General features: G+C 72.0%; 10 protein-coding genes. 5 read left to right on the top strand and 5 right to left on the bottom strand.

The window, feature by feature from the left end; all coding sequences use genetic code 11:
• Positions 1-43 precede the first annotated feature (43 nt).
• Entirely contained in the window at positions 44-1,054 is a 1,011-nt protein-coding gene (locus E1265_RS24580; protein ID WP_132933185.1) for a LacI family DNA-binding transcriptional regulator, read from the bottom strand.
• 153 nt (positions 1,055-1,207) lie between these two features.
• On the opposite strand from E1265_RS24580, the gene E1265_RS24575 reads away from it, so the two are divergent.
• Positions 1,208-2,605: an endo-1,4-beta-xylanase gene (locus E1265_RS24575; protein WP_243741082.1), complete on the top strand. Its 1,398-nt coding sequence runs from the start codon at positions 1,208-1,210 to the stop codon at positions 2,603-2,605.
• Positions 2,606-2,888: 283 nt separating this feature from the next.
• On the opposite strand, the gene E1265_RS24570 is transcribed toward E1265_RS24575, so the two are convergent.
• Complete coding sequence (locus E1265_RS24570; protein WP_132933183.1) at positions 2,889-3,590, bottom strand: TetR/AcrR family transcriptional regulator; 702 nt, start codon at positions 3,588-3,590, stop codon at positions 2,889-2,891.
• A gap of 120 nt (positions 3,591-3,710) precedes the next feature.
• On the opposite strand from E1265_RS24570, the gene E1265_RS24565 reads away from it, so the two are divergent.
• The gene (locus E1265_RS24565; RefSeq protein WP_132933182.1) at positions 3,711-4,160 is read left to right on the top strand and encodes a nitroreductase family deazaflavin-dependent oxidoreductase; all 450 of its coding nucleotides are present in this window, start codon (positions 3,711-3,713) and stop codon (positions 4,158-4,160) included.
• A 13-nt stretch (positions 4,161-4,173) separates the two neighbouring features.
• Here the strand turns inward: E1265_RS24565 and hemC are convergent, their stop codons facing one another.
• Positions 4,174-5,106 (bottom strand): hydroxymethylbilane synthase, encoded by a 933-nt coding sequence (hemC, locus tag E1265_RS24560; protein ID WP_132933181.1) that lies wholly within the window; start codon positions 5,104-5,106, stop codon positions 4,174-4,176.
• A 70-nt stretch (positions 5,107-5,176) separates the two neighbouring features.
• Between hemC and E1265_RS24555 the strand changes: the two genes are divergently transcribed.
• The 3 genes from E1265_RS24555 to E1265_RS24545 are packed head-to-tail and all read left to right on the top strand — an operon-like array spanning position 5,177 to position 8,690.
• A complete protein-coding gene (locus E1265_RS24555; RefSeq protein WP_132933180.1) occupies positions 5,177-5,731 on the top strand; it encodes a hypothetical protein in 555 nt (184 codons plus the stop codon).
• 50 nt (positions 5,732-5,781) lie between these two features.
• Complete coding sequence (locus tag E1265_RS24550; protein WP_132933179.1) at positions 5,782-6,174, top strand: hypothetical protein; 393 nt, start codon at positions 5,782-5,784, stop codon at positions 6,172-6,174.
• A 5-nt stretch (positions 6,175-6,179) separates the two neighbouring features.
• On the top strand, positions 6,180-8,690 hold the full coding sequence (locus E1265_RS24545; RefSeq protein WP_243741081.1) for a DUF4132 domain-containing protein: 2,511 nt from the start codon (positions 6,180-6,182) through the stop codon (positions 8,688-8,690).
• A gap of 105 nt (positions 8,691-8,795) precedes the next feature.
• Here E1265_RS24545 and E1265_RS24540 read toward each other — a convergent pair whose 3' ends face one another.
• Together E1265_RS24540 and E1265_RS24535 are read right to left on the bottom strand one after the other, a co-directional pair.
• Positions 8,796-10,565, bottom strand: coding sequence for an ABC transporter ATP-binding protein (locus E1265_RS24540; protein WP_132933178.1), 1,770 nt, complete (start codon positions 10,563-10,565; stop codon positions 8,796-8,798).
• Between the two features lie 606 nt (positions 10,566-11,171).
• Positions 11,172-12,014, bottom strand: a complete 843-nt coding sequence (locus tag E1265_RS24535; protein ID WP_132933177.1) for an NAD(P)H-binding protein — start codon at positions 12,012-12,014, stop codon at positions 11,172-11,174.
• Positions 12,015-12,166: the final 152 nt, after the last annotated feature.

Below are 12,166 nucleotides of genomic sequence, written 5' to 3'. Positions count from 1 at the left end.
TGTATAAGAGACAGGGTGGGGGAAGAGAGAACCCGCCCAGAACCTACCGGCGGTGTGCCGTCGACGCGCGGACGACCAGCTCCGTCGCCAACTCGACCCGTGGCGAGTCGATCTCCTCCCCCCTCGCCTGCCGCAGCACCGTCCGCGCCGCCACCTTCCCCATCTCCGCCAGCGGCTGCCGCACCGTCGTCAACGGCGGCGCCACCCACCGCATCTCCGGCAGGTCGTCGAAGCCCACCACGCTCACGTCCTGCGGCACCCGCAGCCCGCACTGCCGCAGCGCCTCGATCGCGCCCATCGCCATCTGGTCGCTCGCCGCGAACACCGCCGTCGGCGGGTCGGCGAGCTCCATCAGCCGGCGGCAGCCGTGGAAGCCGGACTCGTGGTAGAAGTCGCCCGGCACCGTCAGCTCCTCCTCCACCGGCACGCCGGCCGCCTCGAGCGCCGCCCGGTAGCCGTCGTGCCGGGCCCGGCTGCACAGCAGCCGGGGCGGTCCCGCGATGAAGCCGATGCGCCGGTGGCCGAGCTCCAGCAGGTGCTCCGTCGCGGCCATGCCGCCGGCCCAGTTGGTGGCGCCCACCGTCGGCGCGGCGATCGCCGTGCCGCCCGCCGGGTCGACGACCACGATCGGCACCCCGAGCCGGGTCAGCTCCTTGTGCAGCACCGGTTCGAGCACCGACGTCACCATGATCACGCCATCCGAGGCGCGCGCCCGCAGGTTGGTCATCCACTGCCTGGCCGCCCCCGCGCGGTCGTGGATGGCCGAGACCACCGTGCCGACGCCGGAGGCGTGCGCGACCTCCTCCACGCCCCTGATGATCTCCACCGCCCAGGGGCTGTCGAGGTCGTTGAAGACGAGGTCGAGCAGCGCGGCCCGGTCACCGTGCGGCTGGGCCCGCCGCCGGTAGCCGTGGTGCCGCAGCAGCTCCTCGACCTTCGCCCTGGTCTCCGGCGCCACGTCGGAGCGGCCGTTGACCACGCGGGAGACGGTGGGCACCGACACGCCCGCCTCCCTCGCGATGGCCGTGATCGTCACCTTGCGTTCCCCTGCCATGAGCACCTCTTCTGTCGCATCCGGGCGCGTCCGGCCACCGGAAGTTTTTCAATGTTATTCCGGAAGGCTTGACGCCCTCCAGGGCGGCCCATAAAACGGACGCGTCAGCCTGCGGGGGCATGACAACGAGAGGGGTATCGCATGCATCCCCTGGTGCGCAGAGCCGCAGTCGTCATCGCGGCCGGGGCTTTTCTGCTCTCCGGCGGCGCGGTGTACGGCAGCGCCCAGGCCCAGGAGTCTTCGTCCGAGAGCCCGGCGGCCTCGGCCGCTACGCTGCGCGAGGCGGCGGCCGCCCAAGGAAGGTTCATCGGCACCGCCATCGCCGACGGCAAGCTGAGCAACACCACCTACACCAACATCGCGCGTACCGAGTTCGACAGCGTCACCGCCGAGAACGTGATGAAGTGGGACACCCTAGAGCCGTCCCGCAACTCGTTCAACTACGCGCCGGGTGACCGCCTGGTGAACTTCGCCCAGGCCAACGACCAGCAGGTCTACGGCCACACCCTGGTCTGGCACAGCCAGCTGCCCAGCTGGGTGTCGAACGGCGGCTTCTCCGCCACCGAGCTCAACTCGATCATGACCAACCACATCACCAACGTGGTCACCCACTACCGCGACTCCGTCGAGTACTGGGACGTGGTCAACGAGGTGTTCAACGAGGACGGCACCCTGCGTGGCTCCGTCTTCCAGAACACCATCGGCCAGAGCTACATCGCCAACGCCTTCCGCGCGGCGCGCGCCGCCGACCCGGACGCCAAGCTCTGCATCAACGACTACAACATCGAGGGCACCAACGCGAAGAGCAACGGGCTCTACAACCTGGTGAGCTCGCTGCTCAGCCAGGGAGTGCCGATCGACTGCGTCGGCTTCCAGTCGCACTTCATCCTGGACCAGATCCCGTCCACCCTCCAGGCCAACCTGCAGCGCTTCGCCAACCTCGGGCTCGAGGTCAACATCACGGAGCTCGACATCCGGATGACCACGCCGTCCGACAGCACCAGGCTGGCGCGCCAGGCCACGCAGTACGCGGGCGTGGTGCAGACCTGCCTGGCGATCTCGAACTGCGGCGGCATCACGGTGTGGGGCTTCAGCGACGCCGACTCGTGGATCCCCGGCGTCTTCGACGGCCAGGGCGCGGCCTGCCTCTATGACGCGAACTACGTGGCCAAGCCGGCCTTCAACGCGGTGCTGACGGCGTTCGGCGGCGATCCGGGCGAGGACCCAGGCGGGCCCACCACCGGCTGCGTCGCCAACTACCAGGTCGCCAGCCGCTGGAACGGCGGCTCGACGGTCAACGTCAGCGTCACCACGGCCCAGGCGGTCAGCGGCTGGACGGTCACCTTCAGCCTGCCGGTCGGCGAGTCCGTCACCAACTCCTGGAACACCGCGCTCAGTCAGAGTGGAACGACGGTGACGGCGCGCAACGCCTCCTACAACGGTTCGGTGGGAGCCGGCGGTTCGTTGAGCTTCGGTTTCCAGACCAACAGCGGCGCCGTTTACAGCGCCCCCGTCCTCTCCCTCAACGGGACGATCTGCACCGCGTCCTGACGACCTCAGGCGCCCGGCCCGGCGGCGTGGCTTCTCAGCTCGCCGCCGGGCTCAGGGCCTGTCTGACAGTCCCCGGCGGGCTCGCGACGGCTGGCATCCCTCCCCCGGACTCCGTCCGGGCGGTGCCCCCAGCCTGCGTTGCCTCACGCCGCGGAGCGGCATATCGACGCCGCGCGCGAGTACGACCAGGTACGAGCTGCGCTGCTATCGATATGCGGCTCCGCCGCGTGGGGCGCCTTGCCAGGCGCGCGCCATCCGCCGCTCGCTGATCCTCCGGGGACTGTCAGACAGGCCCCACGCCGGCCTCGGCGGCCAGCCGGCCCACCGCGTGCTCGAAGAACTCCGCGCGCGCCGTGATGGCCCCGCCGTACTGGTCGAAGACCTCGAAGCCGACGAGGCCGACCAGCTGTGCCCAGGCGGCGAGCGCCGCCGCGAACGTGCCGGGCGGCAACTCGGGCGCGTACTCGGCGACCAGCGCCGCCATGTCGGCGCGGGCCGGCTCCGGCGGCTCCCCCCAGGGCGGCGGCTCGAGCAGGCCGTCGGCGTCGGCCTCGCGTAGGACGGTGAGCAGCGCGAGCGGCACCCGGGTCCCCGCCCGCTCGGTCTCGCGCGGGGCCGCGTAGCCGGGGATCGGCGTGCCGTGGATCAGGCCGAACTCGTGCGGGCTCGCCACCGCCCAGTCGCGCACGGCCCGGCAGACCAGGATCCAGCGGGCGCGCGGGTCGCTCCGGGGCCCGGCGGCGAGCGCGGCCTCGGCCGCCTCGCCCATCGTGTCGTAGGCGTCGACGATGAGCGCGGTGAGCAGGTCGTCGCGGCTCGGGAAGTAGCGGTAGAGCGCCGAGGAGACCATTCCGAGCTCGCGGGCGACGGCGCGCAGCGACAGCTTGGGCGCCCCCTCGGCGGCCAACCGGCGCCTGGCCTCGTCCTTGATCGCCGCCGTCACCTCGCGCCTGGCCCGCTCTCTGGCCCCCTGGATCCCGCTCATGGCCCCAGTCTGCCATCCGCCGGAACATCGCTCCAAAGCAAGAGCGGTGCTCTTGCTTTCCCGTGGCGGCGGTGTAACCATTGCTCCCAATCGAGAGCACTGCTCACCGAAGGGGCCCTGATGTCCACCACGCACGTCAAGAAGCCCGGCTGGTTCACGGTCAACGTCCTGAACCGCTTGGTCGCCTTCCTCGTCCGGCGCGGCGTCAGCGTCAGGGGCGCCCGCGTCCTGGCCGTCCGTGGCCGCAAGAGCGGCGACTGGCGCACCACGCCCGTCAACCTCCTCACGGTCGGCGGCGTGGAGTACCTGGTCGCACCCCGGGGCCACGTCCAGTGGACCCGCAACATGAGGGTGGCGGGCGGCGGCGAGCTCCGCCTCGGCCGCAGGGTCGAGCCCTTCACCGCCGAGGAGGTCCCCGACGACGAGAAGCCGGCCCTGCTGCGCGCCTATCTCAGGCGCTGGAAGGCCGAGGTCGGTGTCTTCTTCCAGGGCGTCGGGCCCGACTCCCCGGACGCCGACCTGCGTCGCATCGCGCCCGACCACCCCGTCTTCCGCGTCACCAGGCGGTGACGGCGGCCCGCGCTCAGTGCGGGATCGCGTCGATCACCTCGCGGGCGCCCTGGCGGAGCAGGGCCACGGCCACCGAGGTGCCGAGCGTCGCGGGGTCAAGCGGCCCCGCCCACTCGTGGGCGTCGAGCACGGTCTTGCCATCCGGTGAGAACACCCGCCCCCACAGGCTCAGCCTGCCGTCCCGCTCCGCCTTGGCGTAGCCGGCGATCGGGCTGTTGCAGTGGCCCTGGAGCACGTGCAGGAACATCCGCTCCGCCGTCATCTCCCGCCACGTCGCCGGGTCGCCGAGGCCCGACACCACGTCGATGACCTCCGCGTCGCCCTCCCGGCACTGCAACGCCAACACCCCCGCCCCTATCGGCGGGCACATCTCGTCGACGCCGAGCACCTGACTGATCCGATGTGCCATCCCGATCCGCTCGAGACCCGAGACCGCGAGCAGCAGCGCGTCCGCCTCGCCCGCTTCCAGCTTCTCAAGACGGCGGTTGGCGTTCCCCCGCATCGGCACGGGCACCAACTCCGGGTAGGCGGCCGTGAGTTGCGCCACTCGGCGGACCGAGGAGGTGCCGATCCTGGTGCCCGGCGGCAGCTGGTCCAACGTCCGTCCCGCCGGGTCGATCAGCGCGTCGCGGATGTCGTCCCGCGTCAGGTAGGCGGCGAACACGGTGCCCGCCGGCAGCGGCCGGTCGGCCGGCACGTCCTTGACACAGTGCACGGCCAGGTCCGCCTCGCCGGCCAGCAGCGCGGCGTCCACCTCCTTGGTGAACGCGCCCTTCCCGCCCAGCTTGGCGAGGTCCCCCTGCCACCGGTCTCCCGAGGTCGTGACCGGCACCACCTCGGTGCGGATCCCCGGGTGCCGCGCGGCCAATTCCGCGCGAACCCGCTCGACCTGTGCCAACGCCATCGGTGAGGATCGCGAAACGATCCGGATGAGCTCAACGGCCATGCGGGACACGATAGCCTTCCGGCACGGGGACACCTGCCAGACCGAACGCCAGAACGGATACGTAGCCCCCATGGCTGAGGTAGATGACTTCGCCCTGCTGGCCCGCATCGCGAGTGATGAAACGTTGCTGCGCTACTTCGAGTGGCCCTGCGACTTCGATGTGACCCGGCGGGAGCCCGTGGAACACCTGCACCTGTCGTCCGGCGCGCCCCTCGAACCCGTCGCGGGCTGCGGCTCGGGCGGCACCTACTTCCTGATCGGCGAGCGCGGCGCCACCCGCCCGGTGATCTACACCAACTCCGAGGGCCAGGGTGGCCTGATCGCCAACAGCCTGCGCGAGGCCCTCGAGCTGATGGCCGGCATCCCCTACTGGATGGAGTGCCTGCACCTCACCCCCGCCGAACTCGCCCGCCCCGAGGTCGACCTGCTCAAGAAGCTGGAGCTCGACTTCCACGAGGACCTGCCCGAGTTCGACCCCGCCGCCCAGCGCGCCGCCGCGGCCGCCCTCGGCATATCCCCGCCCAACCCCACCAGGCTCCTGCGCCGCCTGCGCGAACGCGTCGCGCGCACCAGGCCCGACTACATCGTCCACACCAACGACGGCTGGCCCTATGACAGCTTCTGACGGCCGAGCCCTCGAACGCGCTGTCAGTGGCGGGCCGTAACGTCATCGGCATGCCATATGTGACGTTCGTCGACGAGACGACAGCGGGGGAGCGCACCGCGGCCTGGGCGCTCGACATCGCGGGGGAGCGGACCACGCCGCGCGAGCTGATCGGGCGGCGCGTGCGCCACGAGGTCGCCGAGTACAACGCCCGCACGCCCCGCGTCTTCCAGGGCCTCGTCCAGCCCGAGCGCGCCGAGCGCGTGCCCGGCGGCTACGCGATGCCCGCGCCCGGCCGTGTCGACGCCGAGGCCCAGGTCGAGCGGGCCCTGCGGGCCTTCCAGGGGAACGGTTTCCTGCTGCTCGTCGGCGACCGGCAGGTCACCGAGCTCGACGAGGAGATCGAGCTCACCGCCGACACGGCGGTGACCTTCCTCAAACTGGTCGCCCTGGTGGGGGGTTGAGCAGCATGCGCGCACAGCAGCAGCGGCAACAGCAGCACGCCGACGACCTGCGGCAGGCCCTGGCGGCCGGCGACACCGCCGCCGCCGTCGAGGCGGCCCACGACATGGTCCGCTTCACCCTGTCCACAGGCCGCGGCCACTACTTCAACCACGATTGGTTCCGCGGGCTGGGCGAGCTGCCCGCCGAGGTGCGCCGGCCCGTCGCCGAGCGGGTGGCCGCGACCATCGCCGAACTGCCCGTGGACCGCGACCTGGTGGAGGTCGGCTGCGACCCCGCCACGGCTCTCGCCCTCCTCGCCCACGACCTGGCGGACGAGCGCTCCGAGGCGGCGCGCGACTGGGTGCTCCGCGCCGTGGGGAACCACTTCGTCATCCACCACCTATGGGGAGTGGAGCCCCTCCTCACCACCGACGCCGAAGCCGGCCGGAGCCTGCCCCCCGAGGCACTGGCCGCCCTCCGCCGGAGCGCGCTCGACCACTACGTGGTCTCCGCCGCCACCCACGCCGCGCTCGAACTGCTCGGCGACCCCCCGCTGAACGTGGGCGAGGCATGGGCGGACAGCGCCCTCGCCGCCGTCACCGGCCCCGACGACCCCTGGCTCGCGCTGCTGCGCCACCTCACCACCGCCACCACCGCCAAGCCTTCCGCCGCCTGGGAGAAGTCCGCCCGCGCCCTCACCGATGCGGCCGGCCCCGAGCGGGTGCGCACCCTCGTCGTGGACCTGCTGCGCCAGGCGGGCCGCCCCCGCACCCTGCCGCTCAACGTGGGGGCGCATCACACGGCCAACGACCTCTTCGACGCGTACAACGCCACCCCGCTGCGCGGCCTGGCCTGGCTGGCGTCCCTCCTGCCACCCCACCAGGACACGGTCAGGGCGCTCGGCGCCCTCGTGGAGACGTCCCTGCGGAAGGTGCCGGGCGTCGGCCCGCGCAGCCCCAAGGTTGCCAACGCCGGCGTGGTCGCCCTCTCCCGGCTCGACGACGAGGCCGCCCTCGCTGAACTCGCCCGGCTGGCCGCCCGCGTCACCTACAAGGCCACCGCCAAGCTGCTGGACGCCGCCCTCCTGGACCGCGCCGCCGCGCTCGGCCTCACCCGCGAAGAGGTCGAGGAACTGGCCGTCCCCACCTACGGGTTGATCTCCGTCGGCGCGGCCGTCGTCCCGCTCGGCGAGGCCACGGCGCTGCTCTCCGCCAGCGGCACCAGAGCCACCCTCACCTGGCGCACCGCCGCCGGCAAGCAGGTCAAGGGCGCCCCGGCCGCCGTCCGGCGCGACCACCCCGAAAAGTTGGCCGCGCTGCGCGCCTCGGTCAAGGACATCGACAAGATGCTCACCGCCCAACGCGACCGCCTCGACCGGCAGTTCCTGGCCCGCCGCACCTGGGCGTACGAGACCTGGCGGCAGCGGCTCCTCGACCACCCTCTCGTCGGCACCCTCGCCCGGCGCCTGCTGTGGACGGTCGACGGCACGGCGGTCGGCTTCGCCGACGACGCCCTGCGCACCCTGGCCGACGCTCCCGTGACCCCGGCCCCGGACGCCCGGGTCACCCTCTGGCACCCGGTGGACCGCGACCCGGAGGAGGTCGCCGCCTGGCGCGACTGGCTCGAACGGCACGCCGTCACCCAGCCGTTCAAGCAGGCCCACCGCGAGGTCTACCTCCTCACCGACGCCGAGCGCGCCACCCGCACCTACTCCAACCGGTTCGCCGCCCACGTCCTGCGCCAGCACCAGTTCCACTCCTTGGCCGCCGTGCGCGGCTGGCGCAACCGGCTGCGGCTCGCCGTTGACGACTCCCTGCCGCCCGCCGTCCGCGAACTCCCCGAGTGGGGCCTGCGTGCCGAGTACTGGATCCACGGCGACAGCGCCGGCCCTGGCGGCCGGGACGACCTCACGGACTCCGGCAGCTTCCTGAGGCTGCGCACCGACCAGGTCCGCTTCTATCCCCTCGACGCCCCGGAGAACCTGGCGCACTGCGACGGCCACTGGCCCTACGAGATGTGGCTCCGCGACGGCCGCGACCCCGTCGAGCCGCTGCCGATCGAGGAGATACCCCCGCTGGTGCTGAGCGAGGTGCTGCGCGACGTCGACCTGTTCGTCGGCGTGGCCAGCGTCGGCAACGACCCGACCTGGCAGGACGGCGGCCCGGGCGGCCGCTACCGCGAGTACTGGACGTCCTACGGCTTCGGCGAGCTCAACGCCACGGCCGAGACCCGCCGAGCCCTCCTCGAACGGCTCGTCCCCCGCCTCGCGATAGCCGACCGCTGCACCCTGGACGGCCGTTTCCTGCTCGTGAGGGGCGAGCGCCACACCTACAAGATCCACCTCGGCTCGACCAACGTCCTGATCTCCCCGAGCGACCGCTACCTGTGCATCGTCCCCACCTCCCGCACCGCCGAGCAGCCGTCCGGCTACCTGCCGTACGAGGGCGACCACACCCTCGCGGTCATCCTCAGCAAGGCGATGCTGCTGGCCCGGGACACGGAGATCACGGACCGGACGATCCTGAGCCAGCTGTAACGGGAACCGCGGGTCGGCGGCGTGCCGGTGTCCGGGCCCGCGCGCTCCCGAGCCGCGGTGGTCGGGGCGACCGCGGGGCCACCGGGGCCCCCGGTCGCGCCCGCGTCAGTCCTGGACGAGCGGCACGGCCGACTCGTCCAGGAAGCCGCCCGACTGGTGCTGCCACAGCTTCGCGTAGGTGGCGTCCAGCGCGAGCAGTTCCTCGTGCGTGCCCTGCTCGATGATCCGACCCTGGTCGAGGACCACGAGCCGGTCCATCCCGGCGACGGTGCTCAGCCGGTGCGCGACCACGAGCGCCGTACGCTTCTCCATGAGCCGCCACAGCGCCTCCTGGACCAGGAGTTCGCTCTCCGAGTCCAGGGCGCTGGTCGCCTCGTCGAGCAGCAGGATCGGGGCGTCGCGCAGGATCGCCCGGGCGAGGGCGACCCGCTGGCGCTGTCCGCCGGACAGCTTCACACCGCGCTCGCCCACCATGGTGTCGAAGCCCTGCGGCAGCGTGTCGGCGAACTCCGTGACGTGCGCGGCGTCTGCCGCGCGCCGGATGTCGGCGTCCGTGGCGTCCGGCCGGGCGAAGGCGATGTTGTCCCGCAGCGAGCGGTGGAACATCGCCGGGTCCTGCGGCACATAGGCGATCTGGCTCCGCAGGTCCGCCTGGCTCAGCCTGCTGATGTCCTGTCCGCCGATCAGGATGCGACCGGCGTCGACGTCCGCCATCCGCAGCAGCAGCCGCGTGAGGGTGGTCTTGCCGCCGCCGGAACGACCGACGAGCCCGATCCGCGAGCCGCTGGGCACCCTCAGGTCGAGTCCGTCGAAGAGTGGTCTGCCTCCCGCGTGGGTGAAGGAGATCCGCTCGAACCGGACGTCGGCGTCCCTGGGGCTCAGCGGCTCGGGCGACGGCGGGTCGACCACGGTCGGCGGCGTCAGCAGCAGTTCGGTGAACTGCCCGGCCTCCGTCAGCGAGTTCTCCAGGTGGCGGTAGATCCGGTTGAAGTCGAACATGAGCCGGGTCGCGTTGCTGTAGTAGGTGAACGTGACCACGAGCGCCTCGACGCCGAGCCCGTCCCCGGAGAGCCCGAGCACGATCACCAGTCCCAGCGTGCTGGCCAGCACGGACATCGGCGCGACCAGCGCGTCGATGCGCAGGTTGCCGTAGTCCCACGACCGCAGCGACAGCCGTCTCGACTCCGCGACACGGGCACGGTGTTCGGCGGCCTCGTGCTTCTCGGCGGCGAACGCGCGGACCGTGTCCATGTTCATCAGGCTGTCGGCGACGTGTCCTGACACGCGGGCGATGGCCTGCTCGCGCTGGTCGACGAGTGCCTGGCGGCGGCGGATGAGGGGCACCACGAACAGCGACGTCAGCGCGATCACGGTCAGGAGCCCGATGACGAGCAGCGGTTCGTAACCCCACAGCACGAACGAGCCGAACGCCAGCGGCACGAGGCTGCCCAGCACGGAGAACGTCAGGGTGTCGACGAACTCCTCAAAGCGCGACGCGAAGCTGAGGACGCGTTTGGTCAGCGATCCGGCGAAGTTGTCGTGGTAGAACGCGGCGTCCTTGCTGAACAGCTCGTCCATGCCGATGACGTACAGGTGCTCGATGCCGAGCGCGTCGAGCCGGTTCAGGCAGTGGATGCCGATGCGCCACAGCGTCTCGGCCAGCAGCAGGACACCGGCGAAAGCGAGGATGTAGGGCAGGGTCGCGTCGACGGACGTCGTGCCGCCGTCGGCGATGTGGCCGACGAGTTTGGCGACGATCAGCGGCGCGATGTAGTGGGTGCCGATGGTGCCCAACGCCGGGAGCAGCATCCCGGGCACGGCCAGCAGGCGCAGCCGGACGAGCTCACCCGTGTAGTGGCGAAGGGCGAGGAGCATGGAGCCCCTCCGCGGTTGACTCTCGTGTGGAAGCGACGTTCCCATCCCACCTCTGTACGGTCGTGCGGCGGCCCGCCACACGCCTCCTCAGGGAAGGACGCCGGTGGCTGGGAAACCGGCCGCGATGAGTGTCGGTCGAGTGGGTCCCTCTCATGGGCGCCCCGCGGGGGACCGGGCAGGGCCGGACCGCCACGCGGTACCGGCGCGAAGAACACGCGAGTACGGGGCAGGGACCAGTCAGTCTCCCGTACCGGCTCTGGGGGAGTCCAAGGATTTTCCCGGCTCGGCGTGGAGCGGGACCGCCGTGCCGGCGGTCAGTCGCCTGGAGGTTCGGCGCGGATTCTCTCTCCCCCGGCAGGGCATCGCGCATGCGGCGGTGGAAGGCGATGAGACCGACCAGCGCGGTGGCGGCGAACCACAGGAGAGCGGACAGCGCACGATGACGCTGTCGAGCCCGAGTGCTACCAGGGGTTCCGCGGCGCCAGGTCGATGATGCTCGCCACCTCACGATCACCGTGCCGACGCTGGCCATTGCCCCGCGTCCTCCCACCCGCACCGTCAGCGGTGGGACCGTCGTGGCAGACGGAGGGTCGCTGAGCCGCGGGCTTATGCCGAGGCCACGAAGGCGTCCGCGTGCTCCGCCGCCCACTGGGCGAAGGTGCGGGCCGGGCGGCCGGTGACCCGCTGGACGGTGTCGACGACCGTGCGGCCCACCTCCGGGGTGTTGCCATACGCCTCGACCAGGAAGCCGATCACGTCCTCCGGGTGGCCCGCCGCCCGCCACCGCGCCACGGCCTGCTCCTCGGTCAGCTCGACCAGGGCGATCTCCCGGCCACGGGCGGCGGCGATCGCCGCCACCTTGTCGCCCACGGTCAGCAGCTCGGGGCCGGTGATCACGTACTCCCTGCCCCCGTGCCCCTCCTCGGTGAGCGCGACCGCGGCGACGGCGCCGATGTCGCCCTCGTGCACCATGGCGCTCAGCCGGGAGACGAACGGCTCGTGGACCTCCCCGGCGGCCACGATCGGGTCCGCCCACTCCAGGGCGTTGGCCATGAACTCGACCGGCATCAGCACGGTCCAGTCCACGCCCTCGTCGGCACGCACGGCGTCCTCGAGCAGCGAGGGACCGCCACCGTGCAGCACGGTGACCCGGCGCACCCCGGCCGCGCGGGCCAGCTCCAGGATCCGCGGGCCCGTCTCCAACGGGGCGAAGTAGGCCCCGCCAAAGGTGATCAGGTGGAGGCCGGTGACGCCCTCCAGGGCCGGGATCAGGCTGTCGGGATCGGTCAGGTCACCCTGCACGACCTCGACCCCGGCCGGAAAGACGGCGCTCGCCGCACTCCGGGTGAGGGCCCGCACCTCGTGCCCCCGGGCGAGGAGCTCGCCGACAACCTGCCGCCCGACGGTCCCGGTGGCGCCACTGACAAGTATCTTCTGCGTCTTCGTCATGGCACGACCGTAGAGGCCGTTGCGGTCACTTCCTGTCCGCAATCCCTTCCGGCTCGTACGGCACCTCCAGGACGTCTCCGGTCGTGGTACCAGCCGGTTGGGCGGGGGCCATCGGCGGCGGCGGCGGTGGGGCCGGTGGACTATGCCTGGGG

Source organism: Streptomyces sp. 8K308, from assembly GCF_004348315.1.
Taxonomy (GTDB): domain Bacteria; phylum Actinomycetota; class Actinomycetes; order Streptomycetales; family Streptomycetaceae; genus Streptomyces.
This window is presented reverse-complemented; position numbering and strand designations above follow the sequence as displayed.